Here is a 24320-nt window from a genome sequence, read left to right on the forward strand (position 1 = left end):
GGAATAATCCCTGCACGCTTTCGCCTTTATAGAACAAAGAGGCAAATATGAGCATTACAGCTGCACAGGTGAAAGAACTTCGTGAATTGTCGGGTGCCGGCATGATGGATTGCAAGGCTGCTTTGGCTGAAACAAATGGCGATATGGAAGCTGCCGTTGATTGGCTGCGCAAGAAGGGTATTGCCAAGGCCGATAAAAAGGCGGGCCGTACCGCAGCAGAAGGCTTGATCGGTGTTGCTTCGAAAGGACCGAAGGCGGTTCTGGTTGAAGTGAACTCTGAAACAGACTTTGTTGCCCGCAATGATGCTTTTCAGGATATCGTCCGTAATGTTGCAACAGCAGCTCTTGATACCGACGGTTCATTGGATGCTGTTTCGGTTTCAGTCTATCCTGGTTCAGCAAAAAATGTTGCTGAGACCATTAAGGATGCGATCGGTACGATTGGCGAAAACATGACTTTCCGCCGTTCTGCTGAGCTTTCGGTCAATGATGGTATTGTTGCGACTTACATCCATAACGGTGTTGCGGATGGTCTTGGCAAGCTTGGTGTGCTCGTCGCTGTTGAAACAACCGGTGATAAGGAAGCTGCTGCTGCATTTGGCCGTCAGGTCGCTATGCATGTTGCCGCAACCAACCCTCTCGCCCTGACACCGGAAGAAGTTGATCCGGCAGCTGTTGAGCGTGAAAAGTCGATTTTCTCCGATCAGGCACGTCAGTCGGGTAAGCCGGAAAATATCATCGAAAAGATGGTTGAAGGCCGCATGCGCAAATTCTATGAAGAAGTTGTGTTGCTATCGCAGGCTTTTGTTATGAACCCTGATGTCACAGTTGAAGCTGCTCTGAAAGACGCGGAAAAGACAATCGGTGCACCAGCAAAAATCACCGGTTTCGTTCGTTTCGCTCTGGGTGAAGGCGTGGAAAAAGAAGAAACTGATTTCGCAGCAGAGGTTGCAGCAGCAGCCAAGGGTTAATCTCCGGTTGTTGTTCCGATGCATTTAAAGCTCAAAGCTTCTGACATCGGATGAAAAAAAATAGCACATATGAAGGGCATCGCGTGACAACGCGGTGCCCTTCGTGTATCGAAGGCAAAAATTTGCATTTGCGTTTGGAGACGATTGATGACTGCTGCCCCCCGATACAAGCGTATTCTACTCAAAGCTTCCGGTGAGGCGTTAATGGGGGCGCAGAGTTTTGGTATTGATGTGACGGTTGCTGACCGTATCGCGATGGATATCGCTGAAGCCCGCGCAATGGGGGTTGAGGTGGGCGTCGTTATTGGTGGTGGCAACATTTTCCGCGGTGTCGCGGTAGCCTCTCATGGCGGGGATCGTGTGACCGGTGACCATATGGGAATGCTGGCGACTGCGATTAATTCGCTGGCATTGCGCACATCATTAACAAAACTCGGCGTTGAAGCGGTCGTTCTATCGGCCATCGCCATGCCTCAAATTAGCGAGAGCTTTTCGCAACGCAAAGCTATCAGTTACATGAACCAAGGCAAAGTCGTCATTTTCGCTGGCGGAACCGGAAATCCATTTTTTACCACCGATTCGGCGGCTGCCCTTCGTGCGGCGGAAATTGGGGCGGATGTTTTGCTTAAGGGCACGCAGGTCGATGGCATCTATTCAGCCGATCCCAAAAAAGATCCGACAGCAACGCGTTTCGACAGATTGACCCATGATGAAGTTTTGCAGCGCGGGCTTTCCGTCATGGATACGACAGCAGTGGCTTTGGCGCGTGAAAACAATGTTCCGATTATCGTCTATTCCATCCATGAAAAAGGTGGACTGGCGAATGTATTGAATGGAACCGGTAGATTTACAGTGGTATCTGAATCATAATTCCGCTTGAACGAGCATTTTAGGAGAATGTAGCATGAGTGACGCTAAAAACATCGACGATCTCAAGCGCCGTATGGATGGCGCCATTGCATCTTTCAAACACGAATTGGGCGGTTTGCGTACAGGCCGTGCGTCCATTAGCTTGTTAGAGCCACTGACCATTGAAGCTTATGGTTCGGTTGTGCCGATTAATCAGGTCGCCAATATTTCAGTGCCAGAATCGCGTATGCTTTCGGTGTCTGTTTGGGATAAGACAATGGTGGGCGCGGTGGAACGGGCCATTCGGGATTCCGGACTTGGCTTGAACCCGATCACTGACGGTACCAACTTGCGCGTTCCATTGCCCGAGCTGAATGAAGAGCGCCGCAAGGAATTGGTAAAAATCGCTCATCAATATGCCGAGCAGGCACGCGTAGCTGCGCGCCACGTGCGTCGTGACGGTATGGACGGCTTGAAGAAGGCTGAAAAAGATAGCGAAATCAGTCAAGATGAAAGCCGCAGCTTGTCAGAAAAAATCCAGAAGCTGACGGACGATACCATTTCTGAAATCGATAAGGTGCTTGCTGTTAAAGAAGCAGAAATCATGCAGGTTTAACGGCAAAAAAACCAGTTAGGGCCCTTTTTATGTCTTATCCGCGTCATATCGCCATTATCATGGACGGCAATGGACGTTGGGCGCGTGCACGCGGATTGCCGCGTATTGCGGGACATAGAGCGGGCATGGAAGCGCTTCACCGTATCGTTCGACATGCCGGTAATCAAGGCTTGGAATGGTTGACTGTTTTTGCTTTCTCATCGGAAAATTGGTCTCGTCCCGCTGACGAGGTAAGTCATCTGATGGGGCTGTTGAAATTGTTCATCAAGCGCGATCTGGCCGAATTGCATAGCAACAATGTGCGTATTCATATCATCGGCGACCGCGAGGGAATTCCCTCTGATATCGGTAAGTTGCTATATGATGCTGAATCAATGACCAAAGGGAATACCGGTCTTAATCTGGTTGTTGCCTTCAATTATGGCGGGCGCAACGAGCTGACGCGCGCTGTAAAACAGTTGATTGCCGAAGTCGTAAATGGTTCTTTGCAGGTGTCCGATGTTGACGATAGGATGATCGCCAATAGCCTTGATACCTGTGCTATGCCGGATCCGGATCTTATTATTCGCACAAGTGGCGAACAAAGGTTGTCAAATTTCCTGTTGTGGCAATCTGCCTATAGCGAATTTTATTTTTCAAGCTGCTATTGGCCGGATTTCAATGAAAAAGAATTGGAAGCGGCTTTGGCGGATTTTTGGTCGCGTGAAAGACGCTTTGGCACGCTTGGCAGTTGCCAGCACAACAAAGAGGCATTTTAGTGTGGCGAGTTCTGAGATGAAATGCGCCAACAACAGTGTTAATCGTCAAGCTGTCCATAGAGTGCCTGATTGGAGTGCATATGTCTAATTTGTTCGCCAGAAGTTTAACAGCTCTGGTTCTGGGCGCAGTCGCGCTTTGGTTGACATGGCTCGGCGGTGTAGCCTTTGCATTATTTGCCTGGGCGATTGGCGGTTTGGTTCTGCATGAGTGGATGGGGATAACGTCGGTCAATTGGAACCGGTTGCTCAAACCATTCGCTTACGCGCTCTATGTGGTTTTGGCCGTTTTGTTGGCTTTTGATATTTCTGCGCCGATTGTTTTTTCGGTTCTGGGGCTTTCGGCTGTCCTTCTTGCAATTTGCGCAGGTAAACATACCGGTTGGGTGGCCGGTGGTTTTTTATATGCCGCTTTGCCGGCGGCGGCATTGGCCTATCTGCGCGGTGACGAACCCTTTGGATTTGGTGCAATCATTTTCCTTTATGCGGTTGTCTGGGGTACGGATATTGCCGCTTACTTTAACGGGCGCGCATTAGGTGGCCCGAAACTTGCGCCGAAATTTTCGCCTAACAAAACCTGGAGCGGCGCTATCGGTGGCGCCGTGGCCGGTGTGGCTGGTGGTACATTGGTAGCCTATCTAGCATTGGATACCAGCCCGGCAAATCTTTTTGTGCCTCTATTGGCGCTCGCTTTGTCTGTGGTGTCTCAAATCGGCGATATATCGGAATCGTGGGTCAAGCGCCGGTTCGGCGTCAAGGATTCGGGAAATCTTCTGCCTGGTCATGGCGGATTTATGGATCGCGTTGATGGACTGGTTTGTGCCGCATTTTTGCTTTATCTGATCGGTGCTGTCATGTCTGATGTGACGGTGCCGTCAAACATGTTCAACGTCATTTAATCGCGGAGACGACATTGGAAACATTCGGTCTCATTGCTGATATATTCATACCCGTCATACGGGTTTTTGGCGTTATTTGTGCGGTGATGGTCATCATTTTCGTACATGAAATGGGACATTATCTGGTGGGTCGCTGGTGCGGTATCGGCGCATCGGCTTTTTCCCTGGGGTTCGGGCCTGAACTTTGCGGTTATACCGATAAAAGGGGCACACGCTGGCGCTTGGCTTTAATACCGCTTGGTGGTTATGTGAAATTCGTCGGCGATGAAGATGCGGCCAGCATGACTGCCAGCCCTCAAAGCGCTTTATTAAAGGGATCATTCTCCGCAGCAAATGCGTGGAAGCGTGCGGCAACGGTTTTTGCCGGTCCATTATTCAATGCGTTGTTTACGGTTGTTGTCCTGTCCTTTTTCTTTTTTTCTTATGGACGTGTAGCGATAGAGCCCGTTGTTGGCTCGCTGGTTGATAAGGCGCCAGCGATGTCTGCCGGGTTGAAACCGGGTGATCGTTTTTTGGAGATGGATGGTCAACCGGTTGAAAGCTTCGAAGACCTGATTGCTTATGTCTCTTTTCATGGTGGTGATCCAATACAGTTTCGTATGGAGCGGAATGGTGCGCCATATGATGTGGTTATCACACCGACGCCGACCGAAAGAGATGACGGTTTTGGAAACAAGGTGCGTGTGGGAATGATCGGTGCGGGTGCGCCAGCCGACCCCAATAATCCGCAACGCCTTGATCCGGCTTTTGAAAAGCGCATCAATTATGGCTTCTTTTCGGCCATTGCCGAGGCGACCGACCGTTCCGTATTCATCGTAACCCAGACTGTTCGGTTTATTGGTCGCTTGATACAGGGCAGGGAAGACCGCTGTCAGTTGAGCGGCCCGTCTAAAACCGCCAATATCGCATGGCAGGTGAGTGAATCGGGCTTTATGTCGCTTTTGAATTTTACAGCATTTCTTTCCATTGGAATTGGATTGATCAATCTTTTCCCGATTCCCCCGCTTGATGGTGGACATCTTGTCTTCTACGTGATTGAAGGGGTGATCGGACGGCCTGTGCCCAAACGTATTCAGGAAACGGTGTTTAGAATCGGTCTGTTTGCTGTCTTGGCATTTATGGTCTTTGCCGTTTCCAACGATTATTTATGTTGGTTTGGTTGAGTAGGCTATGGTAATGGTTCATACGAACCGAAGCCATTTGGTAAAAATAAGGGTGGAAACTGTTTACCATATTTACGAAATGCCGTGACATACATGCCACGGTGGGTAAAGAAGTAAACAGATTTTAACGGAAAGCCTTGCTTGTATAAAAAAACCCGTTATTAGGGTATTACAAGCATTCTTGGGCGCATTGTGTCCGGAAATAAAAGAAACAAGGGTAAAGAAGCCAATGACGGCGAATTCGAAATTTCTTAGCGCAGCATCTGCACTGGCACTTACAGTAGCTATGGCCGTACCGGCTACCGTAGCGGTCTCGATCACAGGTATGGGGATTGCACAGGCTGCTGTTGTCCGTGCCATTGAGGTGCGTGGTAACCAGCGTGTCGATGCGCAGACGATTCGTGACAACACCGGTATCAAGGTCGGAAAGAACTTTTCCAGCCATGATATTGATGAGGGCTTGAAGCGGCTTTTCGCAATGGGGCTCTTCTCTGATGTCAAGATGAATCAGGTTGGCAACACGCTTGTTGTTTCCGTCAAGGAATACGAAGTCGTCAATCAGGTGCTCTTCCAAGGCAATAAGAAGATCAAAGACCCGGACTTGCAGCGTGTGATCTCGCTGAAGTCACGTGAAGCTTTCGATCCCGCCAAGCTTGCAGCCGATGAGCAGACGATCCGCGATGCTTACCGTTATGTTGGTCGTAACGATACCGCTGTTTCAGCCCAGACTGTTGACTTGGGTCAGGGCCGTGTGAATGTTGTCTTCAAGATTACAGAAGGCAAGAAAACCAAGATTGATGATATCTCATTCGAAGGAAATAATGCTTTCGGAGATCGTCGTTTGCGTGATGTCATTGCCACCAAGCGCTCAGGTATGTTGTCCTGGTTAACCCGTGGCGACGTTTACAGTGAAGATCGTCTGGCTGCGGATGAAGAAGCGCTGCGTCGTTTCTATTACAATCGTGGTTATGCTGATTTCCAGATTGTTTCATCCAATGCGGTTTTTGATGAAGCAAGCAATTCTTATAAAATCAACTTCGTTGTTGACGAAGGTGCCCGATATAAACTTGGTGATGTACAGGTTGATAGTACCGTTGATGGTATTGATACAGAATCAATGCAGAAGGCATTGAAGACCCATTCCGGTGATGTTTACAGTGCCAAGCGCATTGAAGACTCTGTTCTAGCTATCAATGATCGTGTTGCTGATTCTGGTTATGCTTTTGCCAAGGTTGAGCCTCGTGGCGATCGTGATTTCAATAATCATACGATTTCAATTGTTTACAATATCGATCAAGGTCCGCGCGCTTACGTTGAGCGTATTGAGATTCGTGGTAACGATAAAACACGTGACTATGTTATCCGTCGTGAGCTCGATCTGAATGAAGGCGATGCATACAACCAGACGATGGTGCAGCGTGCGAAGCGTCGTTTGGAGGGTTTAGGCTTTTTCCAGACGGTTAATGTTTCGACAGCGCCCGGTGCAGAGCCTGATCAGGTTGTGCTGATTGTTGATGTGACTGAAAAGTCCACGGGTGAATTTTCTATCGGTGGTGGTTATACAACCGGTGGTGATTCTCCAGGTGCTTCGGTTGAAGCTTCTATTACCGAGCGTAACTTCCTTGGTCGCGGCCAGTATATCCGTATCGGTGTCGGTGCTGGTGAAGATGACGCCCGTAACTATAATCTGTCGTTTACAGAGCCATACTTCCTCGGTTATCGCTTGTCTGCAGGTTTTGATATCTTCCGTCGTACGTACCGTATGAATGATGATTATGATGTCAAGCAGACAGGTGGATCGCTGCGCTTTGGTATCCCGATCACAGAACAGTTGACCGGTAGCGTTGCCTATAACTACGTTCAAGAAGAATATGACCTTGATCATAGTAGTCGTTATGAAGACCAGGCTGCAGAGCTAGGTGTCAGCAAGGACTACTTGTTGATGAATGAATATTCCGGTGCCATCGTGCAGGCTGCTAAATACAGTCCTTGGATCCGTTCTTCTATCAGCTATGGTCTAACGTATAACACTGTGGATGATATGAAGAACCCGCATGACGGTTTCTTTATTCGTGGTGTTCAGGAATATGCCGGTGTTGGTGGCGATGCGAACTTCTTGAAGACATCTGGTAAGGCCATGATGTACAAGACGATCTCTGAGCAATTCGATATTGTTGGCTTGTTGTCTGTCGGTGGTGGTTATATCCACGAAATCGGTGATGATGGCGTTCGTATCTTTGATATGTTCAAAAGCAGTTCGGATATGATCCGCGGCTTTAAATACAATGGTATCGGCCCACGTCAACGTTCAACCGATGGCGATAAATACTTCCTCGGTGGTACAACCTACATGAATGCGACTGCAGAATTGCAGTTCCCAATGCCGGTTGTTCCTGACAGCTTGGGTATGCGTGGTGCGGTATTTGCTGATACGGCAACATTGTACGGCAATACCTATGATCCGGTTTACAGCTTTGAAAATCCGGTTACGGGTGACGACAGCGCATGGCGTGCTTCTGCCGGTGTCAGTTTGATGTGGGCTTCGCCATTCGGTCCGTTGCGCTTTGACTATGCTTGGCCAATTGCCAAGGAAGAGGGCGATCGGACACAGAACTTCAACTTTGGTGTGTCCACCAAGTTCTAATTCTTACTTTCTCCCGGTCTTAACAGGCCGGGAGAGAAAGTGTTCTGATGGCGGATTCGATATTTTTTACGCCGTCCCGACAGTTGACTGTCGGCGAAGCGGCAGCCTTGACAGGCGCTGCACTGCGCAATCCCGAGCTGGGTGGCACAGTTATCCAGCATCTTTCATCTCTTGATGGCGCAGAGCCGGGTTCCCTTGTTTTCGTTGAAAGCCGGAAGTTCGCAAGTGCTTTGCGTGGAAGCCCTGCCATAGCGGTGTTTTGTGCCGAAGATGTTGTGTCCAAGGTGCCGCCAGGTATCGCAGTCATGGTAACAGCGACACCCCATCGTGATTTTGCGATGATCGGTCGTATTCTATTCCCTGCATCGGCCAAACCTACACCATGGTCGGGGGAGGCGGGACTTTCGCCGCAAGCCTATATTCATCCTGATGCGCGTTTGGAAGATGGTGTGACCGTTGAGGCCAGCGCCGTTATCGGAAAAGGCGTTGAGATAGGTTCTGGAACGTTGATTTCAGCAGGTGCGGTGATCGGTGAAAACTGTCGCATTGGCAGAGATTGTTATATCGCACCATCTGTTTCCCTACAATATACACTTCTTGGCAACCGCGTGTACCTCTATCCCGGCGTAAGAATCGGACAAGATGGGTTTGGCTATGTCGGTGGCGCTAGTGGGGTTGAAAAAATCCCTCAACTCGGCCGTGTCATCATTCAGGATGATGTCGAGATCGGCGCGAATACGACCATAGATCGCGGTGCTTTAAAAGATACTATTATAGGCGAAGGTACGAAGATTGATAATCTCGTTCAGATAGCTCACAATGTGCGCATTGGCCGCCATTGCCTTATTGCTGCGCATTGTGGCATTGCCGGGAGTGCATCTATTGGCGATATGACACAAGTGGGCGGAAGCGTCGGCATTGCCGACCATATCAAAATTGGTTCGCGGGTGCAGATTGCTGCTGCAAGCGGTGTGATGAACGATATTCCAGATGGCGAGAAATGGGGCGGAAGTCCGGCTCGTCCATTCAAACAATGGTTCCGAGAAGTTGCTGCATTACGAAGCATGAGCAAATCCAGCAGGGAGAAATGACATTATGAACGCCGACGTTACAAAAACCAGCCTTGAGGCTGTGGACATTGGCAGATTACTGTCGATCTTGCCCCATCGCTATCCTTTTCTATTGATTGATCGCATCATTGAGATCGACGGTGACCAGTCTGCGATCGGCGTCAAGAATGTCACGATCAACGAACCGCATTTCACCGGACATTTCCCTGAAAATCCGATTATGCCCGGCGTGTTGATTATCGAAGCGATGGCGCAAACCGCAGGTGCTATTTCGCTGCTGGATCAGGGTGATGAAAAGCCCGGCGTTGTCTATCTGATGACGGTCGATAACGCAAAGTTCCGCAAGCCGGTTGTTCCCGGTGACCAGTTGAAGCTTCACGTGAAGAAATTAAAACAACGCGGCGGAATAAGAAGATTTTCCTGCATTGCAGAGGTTGACGGTGTTCGCGTTGCTGAAGCAGAAGTTGCTGCGATGATTGCAGTTGCTGAAGATAACAAAGGTTAGGCGCAATCAATGTCCGGTTCTCATGTTCATCCGACAGCTTATGTCGAAACAGGTGCCCAACTTGGCGATGATGTCAAGATCGGCCCATTCTGCCATATCAGCGCTCAGGCTGTGATTGGTGACGGCTGCGAGCTGATGAGCCATGTCGTGGTCATGGGAGCTACCACAATAGGGGCAAATAGTGTGGTATATCCGCATGCTGTTCTTGGTGCAGACCCACAAAATAACAAGCATAAGGGCGGCCATACAACATTGGTCATCGGTAAAAATTGTATCATCCGTGAAGGGGTGACAATGCATCGTGGCTCTGATTCCAGCACTGCAACAACGATTGTGGGCGATCACTGCCAATTCTTGGCTTATGCTCATGTGGCTCATGACTGCGTTTTGGGTAATCATGTGACATTTTCCAATAATGTCATGATTGGTGGTCATGTGGTTATAGGCGATCATGTGATTATCGGCGGCGGCGGTGCGGTGCATCAATTTGTTCGTGTTGGACACCATGCATTTGTCGGTGGTCTTGCAGCTTTGGTGGGAGACCTTATTCCTTTCGGGACTGCTATTGGTGTTCACGCTTGGCTCGGTGGTTTGAATATTATCGGTATGAAGCGCTCAGGCCTCGAGCGTAAGGAAATTCACGCAATGCGCCATGCTGTCCCTATGCTTTTTGATCGTACCAAACCAGTTCGTGAACGTGCGGCCGATGTCCGTGCAGCCTATCCACAATCGCTAGCTGTGGAAGATATGATTAATTTCATCGAGGCTGAACATAAACGGTCTTATTGCACACCAAAAATAGATGGTTCTGACGGCGTTTCAGACGAGTAAAGGCAATGGTTCAAGGTGACGCCAGAAAAATCCTTTCCGGTCGTACAGCCATCATTGCGGGAAACGGCGTGTTACCCGTCGCTGTGGCGCATGCCATAGAGGATGCCGGTGAAAAGCCTTTTCTCGTGCCATTGAAAGGTGAAGCAGATCCCTCGCTTTACGGCTATGACCATTGCGAGATTTCTGTTGTCCAGCTTGCACGTTTGATAAAAGCCCTCAAAGGCGCAAAAATCAGCAATGTCATTTTGGCGGGCGGGGTTAAAAGCCGTCCAAACCTTTCAGAATTGCGTCCGGATTGGACCACTCTGTCGGCTTTGCCACGTTTATTCCGTGCTTTAGGGCAGGGGGATGATGCGCTGTTGAAAGCGTTTATCAGTGTTGTAGAAAAATATGGTTTTCGCGTCGTGGGTGCTCATGAGGTGGTGCCCCAATTATTGGCGCCCGATCATTTCAATTTGACTCGTCGTCGTGCTACCGAAAAAGAGCTTCACGATATGATGCTTGCAGCGCAAGCAGCTGCCATATTGGGGCAGTTGGATATAGGACAGGGGGCTGTCGCCGTAAGGGGACGTGTCGTGGCGGTCGAAGGCGCTGAGGGTACGGATAATATGCTAAGTCGTATTCGTCACATGCGCGAAGAACGTCGTATACCGCAAAAAGGTGGCGTGTTAGTAAAGCGCGCAAAGCCACAACAGGACGAGCGTGCAGATCTTCCGACCATAGGGCCCGATACAATCCGCAACGCGTTTGCAAGTGGACTGGTAGGTGTTGCGGTGGAGGCAGAACGCAGCTTTATTCTTTCATTAAAAGAGACCGTAGAAGAAGCAGATCGGTGTGACATATTTATTGAAACCTTTGGAAAGAATGAACATGTCTGAAGGCCCCCTCAAGATCGCGATTGTTGCGGGCGAAGAATCCGGTGATTTGTTGGGCGCAGACCTGATTGCGGCTTTGGCGCGCAAAACCGGGCGCAATATCCGGTTGATTGGTGTAGGCGGAAGCCACTTGGAGGCGCTTGGCTTAAAGAGCCTGTTTAATGCCGATGATATCGCCCTTATGGGATTGGGAGCTGTACTGAAGAAGCTGCCATCGTTGCTCCAGCACATCCATCGTCTGGCAAAGTTTATAGCTGCTGAAAAACCTGATTGCCTCATCGTCATAGATAGCCCGGATTTTACGCATAGAGTGGCGAAGAAAGTCCGTAAGCTGGCACCGAATATCCCGATTATAAAATATATAGCACCTTCGGTTTGGGCATGGCGTCCAGAGCGCGCAAAAGCAATGGCTGCCTTTGTAGATCATGTGCTGGTTGTTTTACCCTTTGAAGAACGGGTGATGCGTGAGCTTGATGGCCCACCTGCGACTTATGTCGGGCATCGGCTTTTAACCTATCCGCCGTTACAAGCACTTGATGGTATTCGGGCAGGACTTTCCAATAACGCACCCGCGAAACAGACCGTTGTGGTTTTACCCGGTTCCAGGCGCTTTGAGATACGAGGTCTCATGCCGGTTTTCGGAGAGGCGCTCGAAATCTTGATGAAAAGGAAGCCAGACACGCAAATCATTCTACCGACGCTTCCGCGTTTGGTTGATGAAGTGCGATTACTGGCGCAGGATTGGAAGTGTCATGTCGATATAGTGGTTGGGGAAGAGGCTAAATGGCTGGCATTCGCCAAAGCCCATGCGGCACTGGCAGCGTCAGGCACAGTATCGCTTGAGTTGGCTTTGTCCACGATCCCCATGGTGCTTGGTTATCGGGCCGACCGTTTTTCCAAAACATTTATCCTGCCAAAGGTAAAGGTATGGAGTGCAGCTCTTCCCAATATCATTGCGGATAGACCGGTCGTGCCTGAATATTTCAACGAGTTTCTTCGCCCCGGAATGTTGGCTCGTCAGGTCGAGCAACTGCTTTTGAACGGGCCAGTTAGACAGGCACAATTAGACGGTTTTGCCCATATCCGCAAAGTCATGAAAACGCCGCAGCCTTCAGGCGAAATCGCCTCGCAGGCGATTATGAAGTATTTACCACTTCAAACTTAAGGCTGCACTCCTGCAGGGCGCCATCTGTTCAGGATAAGACGTTTGTCCACGGTAAGTAATCTTTCCAGCGCCGCGGGCTAGAGGATTAGCAGTATCTCGGATATTACAAAGGCGTTTTTATTCAATTGCTTAGCGGCGATCATTCAACTTCCTAAAGCGTGTAGAAAAAGTTGGCAAACGCATCCGCAGGTGAAACAGTCCACCGGACTGTTTAATACTTCAGATCCTATCGCGGTAAAACCTGCGATGGAACCAATAGCTCATGCATGTCGTGTGAATGCAATGAGCCGCGACATGCAATCGTCAATTTAGAGCATTATCCGAAAAGTGAGAAGCAGTTTTCGGACAAAAAAGCGGCAAAAACAAAGACCTAGAGCACGTGTTCGATTCATTGAACACTGAATGTGCCCTAGTGCTTTATCTTTGCCAGAAAATCCTTGGCGCGTTGGCTATCAGGATTGCTGAAGAATTTTTCCGGTGTTGTATCTTCAACGATTTTTCCATTTTCTAGAAACAGCACACGCTCCGACACTTGACGGGCAAATCCCATTTCATGCGTGACGCAAAGCATGGTCATACCGGTTTCGGCTAGTTTAACCATAACATCAAGCACTTCACCGACCATTTCGGGATCAAGCGCTGATGTCGGCTCGTCAAAAAGCATCACTTTCGGTTCCATACACAAAGCGCGTGCAATGGCGACACGTTGCTGTTGACCGCCAGAAAGCTGTGAAGGATATTTGTCGCTTTGTGCTTCAATACCGACTTTCCTGAGATAACCAATTGCCCGTTCCTTGGCCTTTTCCTTAGGCAGCTTTTGCACGGTCATGGGGGCGAGAATACAATTTTGCATGACAGTCATATGTGGAAATAGGTTGAAGTGCTGAAACACCATGCCCACTTCGCGCAGCACTTTCTTCTGTTGATTGATTGGTGCTTTGCAAATATCAGTGCCGGCAATACAGATACTGCCTTGTTGCGGCACTTCGAGTTGATTGATACAGCGGATCAGTGTTGATTTTCCAGAACCAGAGGGGCCACAAAGGACAATTCTTTCCCCGGCCGATACATCCAGTTCGATATCATGCAGCGCCTGAAATTTTCCATACCACTTGTTCAGACCAGTAATATCTACGATCGGGTTTGCCATTTTATCCGCTTTTTCATTTGTTGTTTGTGCCGCACACATAGTGGGTCTGCTCCCATATCATCTTAAAAAAATCGTTTTAGGCTGAATGCATCAGGTGATGTTAACGTTGCTTGTCCCGTCATCATTTGGCTCAATAGTTTTCCACTAACCGGACCGAGCGTTAACCCGTGATGGGCATGTCCAAAATTCAGCCAAAGACCTTCATGCTTTGGCGCCGCGGAAATAATCGGCCGCATATCGGATAGACATGGGCGATAACCAAGCCATGGAACTGTCTCAAGCCTCTCGCCAAATGGAAATATCGTTCGGGCGATTTTTTCAGCGCGATCAAGCTGTGTCCAACGAGCAGGGGCATTATCGGCGGCAAATTCAATTCCCGTTGTCAAACGGATACCCTGCCGCATTGGTGCCAACACAAAACCGGACTTCGGATCGCACAGTGAGTGCTGCAACGGTGTATTGCTGTCAATTTGGCGATAATGCATGTGATATCCCCGCTTGATGGCAAAAGGTATGTGCGGATAACCGAGTGTCTTTAGGAAACGGGCAGAGTCAGCTCCCAATGCCACGACCATTTGCGACGCTTCCACATGCTGGGCATCATCTGTAATCGACCAGCCATTTTTTGTGGCCGTGGCGGCAAAAGCATCCATTAGGACAAAAGTACCACCTTGTTGCTGGAAATAGTCAGCATATGCAGCTGTTAAGCCGCCAGGATCGTTTACCGTTTTAGGGTCCAGCCAGTGAATGCCGCCAGTCATTTTTTCACTGACGAATGGTACACGCTGTATCAATCGTTGTTTATCCAAGACATCATATTGCAGCCGATAGGAAGAGAGGCTTGCAGCTTCTTTTTTTGCGTGCTCGAATTCATCATGGTGATGATAGACTTCCAGCCAACCTTTGGGTTCAATGAAACCTTCGGCTCTTGCAAGCTTTGCAAGAAAATCATGTTCAATGACACTGTTCTCGATCAAGGGAAGCAGGGCATCAGTTGATTTTTGAAGGTTTTTCGCGGCGGACTGCTGCCAAAACTGGAAAATCCAGGGGGCAATCTTTGGCAGATAGGACCAGTCAAAGCGGACATCTGTCTGATTGTTGAGGGCATAGCCAAGAATTCTACGAAAATTTCGCGGAAAGCTATAAGGGATCACACTCGAGCGCTCAATCAGACCGGCATTGCCGAAGCTCGTTCCTTGGCCCGGCTGCTTTTTGTCGACAAGGCATACCTTTCTGCCCAGCAATTGCAGATGCAACGCCGTACTGACGCCAACAATTCCCGCGCCCAATACGATGACATCAAATTGCTTCATGGCGATGGCTCAATCCTGTTTTCCTAGATAGACAGATCAATGATACGTCTAACGCAAATGGCGGGTAAGGCGGCGTTCCGTCAATGCGATGGAACGGCGGATGATTTCCACAACCAGCAAGTAAAGTATGGCAGCCCAGATATAGACTTGAAAATCGAATGTGCGGGAATAGGCAAGCTTGGCAATGCCCATCAGATCGTAAACTGTAACGAGTGAGGCTATTGCACTTGCCTTTATCATCAAAATGAGTTCGTTGCCGAGCGGACGCAGTGCCATGATCATGGCTTGCGGCAGGATAACACGTAAAAATGTTGTTGCGGAGCTGAGCCCAAGCGCTTTCGAAGCTTCAAATTGTCCAGTGGGCACGGATTGCAGGCTGCCGCGGAAGATTTCGGCCTGATAGGCAGCCGTATTCAGTGCAAAGATGAACAGGCAACAATACCACGCACTTTGGAAAAACCACCAAAGACCAACGCTTTGCCAAAAGACGCTGAATGACCCGATACCGTAGTAAAATAAAAAGAGTTGCGCCAATAGCGGTGAACCGCGGAAAAAGTAGATATAAGCCCGCGCCGGATATTGCAGCAGCCGGTTGTTGGATAGTCTGGCCAAAGCGATCAGGATGCTGAATACCAAACCGATTGTGTACGAGATTGCAACCAGTTCGATGGTTACGATGAATCCATCAATGAAGCGCGTACCGTATCGGCTGAGAATGTCAGGATTTATCAGGAAATGGAGCCAGTGGGGTACAGTCATGCGGCAACCTTTTTAAAACTGACATTGGCACGATTTTCCAGATGGCGGAATATGATGGATGACACTGCAGAGAATAGCAAATAAAGCAGGCACGCCACCAGATAGAACAGCATTGGCTGCTTTGTTGCGGCTACGGCCAAATTCGTCTGACGCATAATGTCTACCAGCGAAATCGTCGATACAAGGGACGTATCCTTCAACAGCGTTAGCCAATTGTTTGAAAGGCCCGGCAATGCGTTGCGCGTCAGCTGCGGCAGGATAATACGAAAGAATGTCGTCGAGCGAGAAAGGCTAAGCGCTTTTGCCGCTTCATATTGGCCGCGATCAAGAACCTTGAACGCGCCCAGCCATACCTCGCTGGAGAAAGCGGCAAAAACCATCCCCAGTGCCAGAACTCCTGCAAAAAAAGCATTGATCGAAAACTCTGCCTGAATATCAAAATATGCCATGATGTAAATCACGAGCGTCTGCAAACCGTGATAAACCAGAAAGAGCGTCAGTAGCTCCGGCAGGCTACGGAAGATTGATGAAAAGAAAGTGGCGATAACGCGCAAGATCGCGATATCGGATTGGATCATCAGTGCCGAAATTAATCCGAGCGGTAGCCCCAATGGCAAGCAGCATAACGCAAGTGACAAGGTTACGCCCGCACCCGCCAGCATTACCATGCCCCAGCCGCCGCTGCCAAACGACAGCAATGACATATATTCGATCATCGCAACGCTCCGGTTACAGGTTGTTTTTTGATAAGCCGGAACGATACGTCCAACATTCCGGCTTTGGTCGGTGAAATCCGCAATGGCTCTTAATAGATGTCGGTTTTGAAATATTTCTGGACAATTTTGTCATAAGTACCATCAGCACGGATTTCTTCGATAGCCTTATTAAAACGTGCTTTCAAATCGTCCGAATTTTTGCGGATTGCAATGGCAACCGGTTCTTTGGTTTCTTCGATTTCGCCAAGCAATTTACAGCAATCTTTTCCTTCATTATCAAGCCATGTCAAAAGGGGGAACTTGTCATGGATGACAGCGTCAAGACGATGGTTGAGAAGATCACTATTGGCTTCTTCCGGTGTAGGATAAAGCTTCAAATTGACGCCTTCGGGAGCGTAATAATCTTCCGCGTAGATCGCCTGTGTTGCACCGGCCTGCGCACCGAGATTTTTGTTTTTCAGAGAAGCTGCGCTGGTATCTTTGATATCAGAATCCTTAGGTACGGCAATCGCAAGAGTGGTAGTATAATAGCGGTTGGTAAAATCGACTTTTTGTACGCGTTCAGGTGTGGGAACCATTGATGCTATCACCGCGTCATATTTTTTTGCCAAAAGGCCGGGTATTATGCCTTCCCAATCCTGGGCGACAATCGTGCAGTCATCCTTCATTTTTTCACAAAGTGCTTTGGCGATATCAACGTCAAAACCATGAAGATTGTTGTTGGAGTCGACATAATTAAAGGGGGGATAAGCACCCTCGGTGGCAATGCGCAAGGTCTCGGCCTGTGCCGATACCGCCCATACAAGGCTGCCTGCCATAAGTCCTGCTGCGAGTAACTTCATTATGTCCTCCTTTTATAGGTATCATGCGGTAAAACCGATTTAAATCGGCAATAGTCTTAACGCTATCTCTTTGCGAAGAGCAATGCAAAATCGAAATTGTCGCAGCATATCCACGCAACGATGAGAAAAACGCCTAAAGCCCCATCATTTACAGCGCTGTTTTCCCGTTCTTAATCATATCCTTCACGCAGCCATACTTGATTTCTTGCGCATCAACATTCCGAAGAGATCTCTTGGATCGTCCGGATCGGCCACCATGTCCAACATCTCGAAAAACGGGGCATGCTCTAGCTGGTCGTAAACATAGCGCAGCGCTGAAAAATCCTCGGTGGCAAATCCCACGGAATCAAACAATGTAATATCGGTATTGCTTTTACGCCCTTGTGTCGTACCCGAAATCACCCGCCACAGTTCTGTGACCGGATGATCTTTTTCCAGTTGTTGAATTTCTCCCTCAATGCGCGTTTGCGGCGGATATTCAACAAAGATATCAGAGCGCATCAAAATATCGCGGTGCAGTTCTGTTTTACCCGGACAATCCCCGCCAACAGCATTTATATGGATACCTGAACCGATCATGTTGTCGGTGAGGATCGTGTTACACTGTTTGTCGGCGGTAACCGTCGTTACGATTTGCACCCCCTGTACTGCTTCTTCGGCGCTGGTAAAGGTATTGACGGAAAAGCCCTGTTGGATAAGATTTTGAGCGCATTTGTGGGTCGCTTGCCGGTCTATGTCGAAAAGGTTGATGTTTTCAATGCCTAATAGCGCACGAAATGCCATGGCCTGAAACTCTGATTGTGAACCATTGCCAATGATCGCCATATGCGTTGACGCTTCAGGCGCCAAATACTTGGCTGCCACTGCCGAGGTTGCAGCCGTTCGCAATGCAGTTAATAGCGTCATTTCAGAAATCATGACCGGATAGCCACTTTCAACATCGGCCAACAGGCCAAATGCTGCCACTGTCTGTAGTCCCTGCCGCGTATTGCTGGGATGACCATTCACATATTTGAAGCTGTAAAGTGTGCCGTCGCTCGTCGGCATCAGTTCTATGACGCCATCGGCAGAGTGTGATGCCAGTCTCGCGGTCTTTTCAAAAAGTTCCCAGCGTCGGAAGTCCTCTTCGATAGCTTGCCCCAATTCAACAAGAAACCGTTCAATTCCGAGTTGCAGAACAATCTTCATCATAGAGTCGACACTGATGAATGGTACTGTATTAAGCGACTTGTTTTTAAGCATAGATTTCCTCTGTCAGTGCGTAAATTCGCGCTGAATTAAACATTCTTCTTAAAATAGGATCCATCGGGCTGTTTAAAAATCTGCCCGTAATGCAGGAAAAATCCTCTCCTCCAACGTATAATTCCCCGTGGCTATAGCCACTTATTTTGCCGCGAAGAGCTAAAACAGCGCTCTCCGCGGTCCATTTCGTTACACACAGTTGAAAGCAAATTAATGCCGCTGTAAATATTGAAAATTGATAATATTTTGAGTTATATTATACAAAATGCTAAGCTCATTTATTCAGATTGGTTAAATGTCAAACTTGGATGAAAAAATTATCAGGGCGCTTCGCCATAATGCTCGCAGCACGATTTCCGAGTTGGCAGCGGAGCTTGGGGCTTCACGTGCAACGATCAAATCCCGTATAGAACGATTGGAACAGCGCGGAGAGATTATTGGCTATACGGTCATCCTGCGTTCTGATGCGGTTGAAGCCGCGGTGCGCGGTATCATGATGATCGAGGTGGAGGGCCACTCCGCCGATAAGGTCATTAAGACCTTGGGCGGATTAACCGAAATATCGGCAATCCATACGACCAATGGGCGTTTTGACATTATTGTTGAATTGTCTGCGGCGAATTTGGCAGATTTCGACAGTGTGTTGCGACGTATTCGCCTTATTACGGGTATTACGGCCAGCGAGACGCATCTATTGCTGGCGACACCACGCTCGACCCGCGCCTATCTTTAATACAAAAGTGGCAATGTGTGCATCGTGGTGATAGCATTTTGCTATGGACTTAGCGGGTGATGTCATATCGACTGCTCACAAAATCGATAAGATGTTGAAGCGCTTCTTTATGCACTGGTTTGCGATAGGCAAATTCCAGATCGTAACTGCCGGAAAGCATTGGATGTTCGATAAGTTTGATATTGGCTGGGCAATTATATCGTGAAGCGCTTGATATAATGGTATAGCCTAATCCGCTTGACGCCATGCCGAGACATGAATTGAAATCCGTTGCACATTCCAGAATATGCGGGCGGAAATTGGCCTTCCGACATTCAAGGAACATAAAATCGTAGAATTCAGGTGACATTTCGCGGGGGAAAAACAAGCACTGTTCGTTTTCGAGCGCATCGAGATTTTCCAAAGACATTTCAGCGATGTCGCTGTCGACACTGCATGCGATAAGCAGCCGGCATTTCATCAATGGGATACCTGCTTTTGTCGGATCGGCCTGCAAGCGCCATGCCATAAATCCAGCATCAAGAGTGCCTTGTGCCAAACGCTCGGATTGGCCGATGGACAGGGTTGGCTCCAAGGAAAGGTTGATCTGCGGATGGACGTGACGAAAATCCCGCACAACGTTTAAAACGACCGGATTCCAGGTGTAAGTGGGCGCTGTTCCCAAATGCAGCGTTTCACCAAGCCCGCTGACCCGCTTAACATTGGTGGTCGCTTGATCTAGAGCTTGAAGAATTGTTGGACATTCTTTGAGCAATTGTTCGCCCGCGGGCGTTAATTCTATCCCCTTTTGGCGGCGGAGAAAAAGTGAAACGCCAAGGCTTCTTTCCAATTCCTTGACTTGGCGGCTCAGCGCCGGTTGCACAATAAACAGATGACGCGATGCTTCTGATATGCTGCCATATTGGGCTATGGCCTGAAAATAGCGGATTTGCTTGATGTCCAATGGGATGACTCCGACTTTAAGCGGTTCCCTGTCGAATTACGCTGGTGTGGATCATATGTCAATTGTCCATGCCGTTTTGCTATGGATCGCATTAAAAAATAACAGTCCAATATTTTTTCCGCTTTCGATACGTTTGCGGCATGCATTTTCAATGAGAGGGGAGAGTCCATGAAAGACACTCAGCATATAGAGGAAAATAAAACCGTATCCAAGAAGGTTATCACCGCCGCCGTTATGGGGGGGGCGCTGGAATGGTACGACTTTGGCGCCTATGCCTTATTTGCATATGTCATTTCGCATCAGTTTTTTCCGACTGAAAATGAACTTGTGTCTATGCTTTTGACATTCATTACCTTTGCAGTCGGCTTTCTAACACGACCGCTGGGGGCAGTTATTCTGGGCGCTTATTCAGACCGGATTGGACGCAAGGCTGCGTTATCGCTGACAATGATCTTGATGGCCGTCGGAATGGGCATCATAGCTTTTTGTCCCACCTACGAACAGATCGGCATTCTCGCTCCCATCATTATCGTTATAGCCCGTCTTATCCAAGGTGTATCTGCCGGCGGAGAAATTGGCAGTGCATTGTCGATCCTTGTTGAAACTGCACCCGCACATAAACGCGGCCAGTATGCGGCTTGGCAGCAGGTGAGCCAGACCGGTGCATTTCTTGTTGCCGGTGTTGTCGGCTGGGTGATTACAGCGTTTCTTTCGCCTGAGCAGGTGGCATCTTGGGGATGGCGCGCGGCATTCGCATTCGGCATGCTGGTTGCACCTGTCGGCTTTTACGTTCGCCGTCAGATCGATGAATCACCGGCATTCCTGGCCGAGCAGAAAAAGGGGCCGAAAGAATATGTGCCTTTCGCCATCCTGTTGCGCAATAGCTGGAAACCACTGCTGATCGGCATAGGTATTGTTATGATCTGGACTGTTACCAGTAAAACAGCCAGTTCATTCATGGCCACTTACGCGATTAAAAACCTCCACATGGAATTGTCATCGCCGTATCTTGGCATGATTGTGGTTGGTATCGTACTTTTGTTCTGCCCATTCGTTGGCGCATGGTCTGACCGTATCGGCCGCCGTCCTATCATGATTGGTGCCGCCATCGCTATTTTGCTTTTTGCGTATCCGTCATTTTGGATATTATCGTCTTACCCGACGGTTTGGGTGTTGATCGGTCAGCAATTCTTTTATGCGGTATTAATGGTGCTTTATACAGCACCGGCTTCTGCGGCGTTGTCAGAACTATATCCGACAGCTTTTCGTTCCTCCGGTATCGCTTTATCCTACAATATCGCTGTGACGATTTTTGGTGGTTTTTCTCCCGCCATATCAACGGCTCTTATCGGATTGACCGGAGATAATCGGGCAATTGCCTATTACATTATGTTTGCCGCGGTTATCAGCATTATCGCGCTGGTCTATTCGCGTAAATTTACTGAAATGAAGTAAGAAGGAAACAGCGCAGATATGGTTCATAACCTTGTCTGCGCAAGGTGGTTTGAAATGACAAAGAATAGCAAGGCGGTTGCGGATTACATCGCGTCCTATCTGCCGGAGATGGTGGCGTTGCGTCATCAAATCCATACAAATCCTGAACTGGGTTTTGAAGAAAAATCGACGTCGAATTTAGTCGCCGGTCTATTGGAAAAATGGGGTTATCAGGTCTCGACCGGAATTGCTGGAACGGGTGTCGTTGCGACGTTGCGCGCAGGGCAGGGTACAAAAACACTCGGCTTGCGTGCCGACATGGATGCGCTGCCGATCATGGAACAGACGGGTCTTGCCTATTCCAGTCGCAACAGTGGTAAGATGCATGCATGTGGACATGACGGTCATACAACAACACTATTGACGGTTGCCCGCTATCTGGCGGAGACCAAAGACTTTTCCGGTACGCTGCATTTGATATTCCAGCCAGCGGAAGAAGGATTAGGCGGTGCACGGAAAATGGTTGAAGAGGGGCTCTTCGACAAATTCCCCTGCGATGCTGTTTTTGGCTATCACAATGTACCAGGGGTGCCTGCTGGCAAATTCTGTTTCATCGAAGGAGCGGCCACGACTGCTTCCGACCGTGTGCGGATTGTTGTCAAAGGCAAAAGCGGCCATGGCGCCCAACCGCAAACTGCCATTGATCCTATTGTGGTTGGCTCGGCAATTGTCAGCGCCCTGCAAACCGTAGTGTCGCGCAATATTGATCCGTTAAATTCTGCTGTCATTACCGTGGCAAGTTTTCAAGCGGGCGACGCCTATAACATCATTCCGGAAACAGCAGAGTTGAAGCTGACTGTCAGAAGTTATGATGATGAAACGCGCGATCTTCTCGAAGCACGCATCAATGACATTGCGAAATATCAAGCTGAAGTGTTTGGTGCGCAGTGTGATGTGACCTATATGCGGATGAACCCCGCCTGTAAAAACGATCGTGAATTGACACGTTTCGGCCGCGATGTAGCTGAACAGACCTTTGGTGCCGGTGCTGTTTTGGACCGCGTTAAGCCTTTTACTTTCAGCGAGGATTTCGCCTTCATGCTACAGCAAAGACCGGGGTGCTACCTGTTTATTGGAAATGGTAACACGGCTAATCTGCATAATGATCATTATAATTTCAATGATGATCTGTTGTTGACCGGTGCAACCTATTGGGCGGAACTTACCAAAGCGTTTCTCGTTTAAGCATTCAAGACATTCGAAATAAGAAAAAGCCCCGTTCAAACGGGGCTTTTTCAGTTTTCAATATCTTAGAGCGTTTTCCGACCTGATGCTATCCGGCCCGCGCGTCTCAAGCTTTTGACTTGTCGCGGTATCTTATCCGATTGATGATTCACATCAATCGGGAACCGCTCTAATGGATATCATGTCCTTGCAGATATCCTTCTTTGCGCGCATCCGGCATGAGCAGAGCCGAGATAAAGGCAACGACCATCATTGCGGTGACATAGTAATAGAAGGTCGATTCATAGCCGATGTCTTTAAGCCAGAGAGCGATTGATTCAGCTGATCCACCAAAGATTGCATTCGCAACCGCATAAGACAAGCCAACGCCCAGGGCACGAACAGAGGCGGGGAACATTTCCGCTTTAACAATCCCGCCGATCGACGTGTACATGCACGCAACGCAAAGCATGGCTACAATACCGAGGAAAGCAATCCAGATGCTCGTCGTGTTACCAATCAGTGTCAGCATTGGTATTGTCAGAACGATGGAAAGCGCGCTCCAGATCAGCAATGAGGTTCTTGTACCTATACGGTCGGCCAAAGAGCCGAACAAAGGCTGGAGACACATGAAGATGAACAACGCACCTGTCATCAATGTCGTGGCGGTATGCTTGTCAAAACCTGTCGTGGTGATCAGATATTTCTGCATGTAGGTGGTGTAGGTATAGAATGTCAGCGAACCGCCAGCGGTAAAGCCGACAACAAGAAAGAATGCCTTGCCGTGGTTGCGCAGCAAGCCGATAACACTGCCGGCTTCGGAGCTTGCGCGAGTTTCAGCGGTAGAAGTTTCATGCAATGAACTGCGCAGGTAAAGCGCAACAATGGCTGCGACAGCGCCGATAACGAAGGGAATACGCCAGCCCCAAGCCTTCAACTGCGCTTCGTCAAGCCACAATGCCAGCAGGAATACCACAAGACTTGCCAGAAGTTGTCCGCCAACCAAAGTGACATACTGGAACGAACTGAAAAATCCGCGTCGTCCTTTCAGGGCCACTTCGCTCATATAGGTTGCGGTGGTACCATATTCGCCACCAACAGAAAGTCCCTGCAGCATACGGACCAGAAGCAGCAATACGGCTGCCATAACACCGATCGATTCATAGGTGGGCAGGATTGCTATGAGAAGAGAACCAAAGCACATCATCAATACGGAGATAAGCATGGAGCGCTTACGCCCATAACGGTCGGCGATGCGGCCAAACAACCAACCACCGATCGGGCGCATCAGAAAGCCGATAAAGAATACACCGGCGGCTTTCAACAATTCTGCGACAGTATCGCCATTGGAGGGGAAAAATTGCGATGCAAAATAGATTGATGTGAATGAATAAACGTAAAAATCATACCACTCGACAAGATTGCCGGAAGCGCTGGATACAATGGCTTTGATCCTTTTGCGCGTATCATGTGCGTCATAAACTGGTTCGGTTCCCATGAAAACTCCTTTTAACAAAACCCCGACTGTATCAAGCTTCTTAGCCAAACTTGCCGCGCACGTCACGCATTTTCACGTTTGCGTGATAATTTCCTGTTGAATGATATGGCGGCGGTATTTCAA

The 24320-nt window shown here is 48.9% G+C and carries 23 protein-coding genes; 15 read left to right on the forward strand and 8 right to left on the reverse strand.

From position 1 onward, the window contains the following. The first annotated feature begins 47 nt into the window (after positions 1-47). The 12 genes from tsf (at position 48) to lpxB (ending at position 12343) form a co-directional block, all read left to right on the forward strand. Positions 48-971, forward strand: coding sequence for a translation elongation factor Ts (gene tsf / locus ACYSNS_RS06670; protein WP_461722350.1), 924 nt, complete (start codon positions 48-50; stop codon positions 969-971). Between the two features lie 147 nt (positions 972-1118). Next, on the forward strand, positions 1119-1841 hold the full coding sequence (gene pyrH / locus ACYSNS_RS06675; RefSeq protein WP_461722351.1) for a UMP kinase: 723 nt from the start codon (positions 1119-1121) through the stop codon (positions 1839-1841). Positions 1842-1875: 34 nt separating this feature from the next. Further along, positions 1876-2436: a ribosome recycling factor gene (frr, locus tag ACYSNS_RS06680; protein ID WP_461722352.1), complete on the forward strand. Its 561-nt coding sequence runs from the start codon at positions 1876-1878 to the stop codon at positions 2434-2436. A 29-nt stretch (positions 2437-2465) separates the two neighbouring features. Further along, positions 2466-3194: an isoprenyl transferase gene (locus ACYSNS_RS06685; RefSeq protein WP_461722353.1), complete on the forward strand. Its 729-nt coding sequence runs from the start codon at positions 2466-2468 to the stop codon at positions 3192-3194. Between the two features lie 80 nt (positions 3195-3274). After that, on the forward strand, positions 3275-4090 hold the full coding sequence (locus ACYSNS_RS06690; protein WP_461722354.1) for a phosphatidate cytidylyltransferase: 816 nt from the start codon (positions 3275-3277) through the stop codon (positions 4088-4090). 14 nt (positions 4091-4104) lie between these two features. After that, entirely contained in the window at positions 4105-5253 is a 1149-nt protein-coding gene (gene rseP, locus ACYSNS_RS06695) for an RIP metalloprotease RseP (protein WP_461722355.1), read from the forward strand. 229 nt (positions 5254-5482) lie between these two features. Further along, the gene (bamA, locus tag ACYSNS_RS06700; RefSeq protein WP_461722356.1) at positions 5483-7897 is read left to right on the forward strand and encodes an outer membrane protein assembly factor BamA; all 2415 of its coding nucleotides are present in this window, start codon (positions 5483-5485) and stop codon (positions 7895-7897) included. Positions 7898-7944: 47 nt separating this feature from the next. Further along, on the forward strand, positions 7945-8988 hold the full coding sequence (lpxD, locus tag ACYSNS_RS06705; RefSeq protein ID WP_461722357.1) for a UDP-3-O-(3-hydroxymyristoyl)glucosamine N-acyltransferase: 1044 nt from the start codon (positions 7945-7947) through the stop codon (positions 8986-8988). A gap of 4 nt (positions 8989-8992) precedes the next feature. Further along, positions 8993-9472, forward strand: coding sequence for a 3-hydroxyacyl-ACP dehydratase FabZ (gene fabZ, locus ACYSNS_RS06710; protein ID WP_461722358.1), 480 nt, complete (start codon positions 8993-8995; stop codon positions 9470-9472). A 9-nt stretch (positions 9473-9481) separates the two neighbouring features. After that, positions 9482-10303 carry an acyl-ACP--UDP-N-acetylglucosamine O-acyltransferase gene (lpxA, locus tag ACYSNS_RS06715; protein WP_461722359.1) on the forward strand — a complete coding sequence of 274 codons (822 nt, stop codon included), beginning with the start codon at positions 9482-9484 and terminating at the stop codon, positions 10301-10303. Between the two features lie 5 nt (positions 10304-10308). Beyond that, complete coding sequence (locus ACYSNS_RS06720) at positions 10309-11181, forward strand: LpxI family protein (protein WP_461722360.1); 873 nt, start codon at positions 10309-10311, stop codon at positions 11179-11181. Continuing rightward, positions 11174-12343, forward strand: coding sequence for a lipid-A-disaccharide synthase (gene lpxB / locus ACYSNS_RS06725; RefSeq protein WP_461722361.1), 1170 nt, complete (start codon positions 11174-11176; stop codon positions 12341-12343). Before ACYSNS_RS06720 ends, lpxB begins: the two co-directional genes overlap by 8 nt. A 409-nt stretch (positions 12344-12752) precedes the next feature. On the opposite strand, the gene ACYSNS_RS06730 is transcribed toward lpxB, so the two are convergent. The 6 genes from ACYSNS_RS06730 to ACYSNS_RS06755 form a co-directional block, all read right to left on the reverse strand. After that, the gene (locus tag ACYSNS_RS06730; protein ID WP_461722362.1) at positions 12753-13493 is read right to left on the reverse strand and encodes an amino acid ABC transporter ATP-binding protein; all 741 of its coding nucleotides are present in this window, start codon (positions 13491-13493) and stop codon (positions 12753-12755) included. A 62-nt stretch (positions 13494-13555) separates the two neighbouring features. After that, on the reverse strand, positions 13556-14812 hold the full coding sequence (locus tag ACYSNS_RS06735) for an NAD(P)/FAD-dependent oxidoreductase (RefSeq protein ID WP_461722413.1): 1257 nt from the start codon (positions 14810-14812) through the stop codon (positions 13556-13558). A 42-nt stretch (positions 14813-14854) separates the two neighbouring features. After that, positions 14855-15565, reverse strand: coding sequence for an ABC transporter permease (locus ACYSNS_RS06740; RefSeq protein ID WP_461722363.1), 711 nt, complete (start codon positions 15563-15565; stop codon positions 14855-14857). Continuing rightward, positions 15562-16281 (reverse strand): ABC transporter permease, encoded by a 720-nt coding sequence (locus ACYSNS_RS06745; protein ID WP_461722364.1) that lies wholly within the window; start codon positions 16279-16281, stop codon positions 15562-15564. The genes ACYSNS_RS06740 and ACYSNS_RS06745 overlap by 4 nt, the downstream gene beginning before the upstream one ends. A gap of 89 nt (positions 16282-16370) precedes the next feature. After that, the gene (locus ACYSNS_RS06750; protein ID WP_461722365.1) at positions 16371-17123 is read right to left on the reverse strand and encodes a transporter substrate-binding domain-containing protein; all 753 of its coding nucleotides are present in this window, start codon (positions 17121-17123) and stop codon (positions 16371-16373) included. Positions 17124-17306: 183 nt separating this feature from the next. Then, on the reverse strand, positions 17307-18365 hold the full coding sequence (locus tag ACYSNS_RS06755) for an ornithine cyclodeaminase (RefSeq protein WP_461722366.1): 1059 nt from the start codon (positions 18363-18365) through the stop codon (positions 17307-17309). Positions 18366-18660: 295 nt separating this feature from the next. Here ACYSNS_RS06755 and ACYSNS_RS06760 point away from each other — a divergent pair, with 295 nt between their 5' ends. Next, positions 18661-19098, forward strand: coding sequence for an Lrp/AsnC family transcriptional regulator (locus tag ACYSNS_RS06760; RefSeq protein ID WP_461722367.1), 438 nt, complete (start codon positions 18661-18663; stop codon positions 19096-19098). A gap of 49 nt (positions 19099-19147) precedes the next feature. On the opposite strand, the gene ACYSNS_RS06765 is transcribed toward ACYSNS_RS06760, so the two are convergent. Then, positions 19148-20041 carry a LysR family transcriptional regulator gene (locus ACYSNS_RS06765; protein ID WP_461722368.1) on the reverse strand — a complete coding sequence of 298 codons (894 nt, stop codon included), beginning with the start codon at positions 20039-20041 and terminating at the stop codon, positions 19148-19150. A gap of 168 nt (positions 20042-20209) precedes the next feature. On the opposite strand from ACYSNS_RS06765, the gene ACYSNS_RS06770 reads away from it, so the two are divergent. Both ACYSNS_RS06770 and ACYSNS_RS06775 read left to right on the forward strand, forming a co-directional pair. Further along, a complete protein-coding gene (locus tag ACYSNS_RS06770) occupies positions 20210-21496 on the forward strand; it encodes an MFS transporter (protein WP_461722369.1) in 1287 nt (428 codons plus the stop codon). Positions 21497-21550: 54 nt separating this feature from the next. Continuing rightward, entirely contained in the window at positions 21551-22720 is a 1170-nt protein-coding gene (locus ACYSNS_RS06775; protein ID WP_461722370.1) for a M20 aminoacylase family protein, read from the forward strand. A gap of 169 nt (positions 22721-22889) precedes the next feature. On the opposite strand, the gene ACYSNS_RS06780 is transcribed toward ACYSNS_RS06775, so the two are convergent. Continuing rightward, positions 22890-24197, reverse strand: a complete 1308-nt coding sequence (locus ACYSNS_RS06780; RefSeq protein ID WP_461722371.1) for an MFS family transporter — start codon at positions 24195-24197, stop codon at positions 22890-22892. Between the last annotated feature and the right edge of the window lie 123 nt (positions 24198-24320).

This window comes from Bartonella sp. LJL80 (assembly GCF_054871565.1).

Excerpts from the sequence above, each read along its gene's own strand:
- ACYSNS_RS06730 (WP_461722362.1), bottom strand. The coding sequence starts at position 13,493 with ATGGCAAACCCGATCGTAGATATTACTGGTCTGAACAAGTGGTATGGA.
- ACYSNS_RS06755 (WP_461722366.1), bottom strand. The coding sequence starts at position 18,365 with ATGCTTAAAAACAAGTCGCTTAATACAGTACCATTCATCAGTGTCGAC.
- pyrH (WP_461722351.1), top strand. The coding sequence starts at position 1,119 with ATGACTGCTGCCCCCCGATACAAGCGTATTCTACTCAAAGCTTCCGGT.
- ACYSNS_RS06685 (WP_461722353.1), top strand. The coding sequence starts at position 2,466 with ATGTCTTATCCGCGTCATATCGCCATTATCATGGACGGCAATGGACGT.
- ACYSNS_RS06720 (WP_461722360.1), top strand. The coding sequence starts at position 10,309 with ATGGTTCAAGGTGACGCCAGAAAAATCCTTTCCGGTCGTACAGCCATC.
- fabZ (WP_461722358.1), top strand. The coding sequence starts at position 8,993 with ATGAACGCCGACGTTACAAAAACCAGCCTTGAGGCTGTGGACATTGGC.
- lpxB (WP_461722361.1), top strand. The coding sequence starts at position 11,174 with ATGTCTGAAGGCCCCCTCAAGATCGCGATTGTTGCGGGCGAAGAATCC.
- ACYSNS_RS06770 (WP_461722369.1), top strand. The coding sequence starts at position 20,210 with ATGAAAGACACTCAGCATATAGAGGAAAATAAAACCGTATCCAAGAAG.
- ACYSNS_RS06690 (WP_461722354.1), top strand. The coding sequence starts at position 3,275 with ATGTCTAATTTGTTCGCCAGAAGTTTAACAGCTCTGGTTCTGGGCGCA.
- frr (WP_461722352.1), top strand. The coding sequence starts at position 1,876 with ATGAGTGACGCTAAAAACATCGACGATCTCAAGCGCCGTATGGATGGC.
- ACYSNS_RS06775 (WP_461722370.1), top strand. The coding sequence starts at position 21,551 with ATGACAAAGAATAGCAAGGCGGTTGCGGATTACATCGCGTCCTATCTG.
- ACYSNS_RS06750 (WP_461722365.1), bottom strand. The coding sequence starts at position 17,123 with ATGAAGTTACTCGCAGCAGGACTTATGGCAGGCAGCCTTGTATGGGCG.
- lpxD (WP_461722357.1), top strand. The coding sequence starts at position 7,945 with ATGGCGGATTCGATATTTTTTACGCCGTCCCGACAGTTGACTGTCGGC.
- ACYSNS_RS06760 (WP_461722367.1), top strand. The coding sequence starts at position 18,661 with ATGTCAAACTTGGATGAAAAAATTATCAGGGCGCTTCGCCATAATGCT.
- tsf (WP_461722350.1), top strand. The coding sequence starts at position 48 with ATGAGCATTACAGCTGCACAGGTGAAAGAACTTCGTGAATTGTCGGGT.
- ACYSNS_RS06745 (WP_461722364.1), bottom strand. The coding sequence starts at position 16,281 with ATGATCGAATATATGTCATTGCTGTCGTTTGGCAGCGGCGGCTGGGGC.
- ACYSNS_RS06780 (WP_461722371.1), bottom strand. The coding sequence starts at position 24,197 with ATGGGAACCGAACCAGTTTATGACGCACATGATACGCGCAAAAGGATC.
- lpxA (WP_461722359.1), top strand. The coding sequence starts at position 9,482 with ATGTCCGGTTCTCATGTTCATCCGACAGCTTATGTCGAAACAGGTGCC.
- bamA (WP_461722356.1), top strand. The coding sequence starts at position 5,483 with ATGACGGCGAATTCGAAATTTCTTAGCGCAGCATCTGCACTGGCACTT.
- ACYSNS_RS06740 (WP_461722363.1), bottom strand. The coding sequence starts at position 15,565 with ATGACTGTACCCCACTGGCTCCATTTCCTGATAAATCCTGACATTCTC.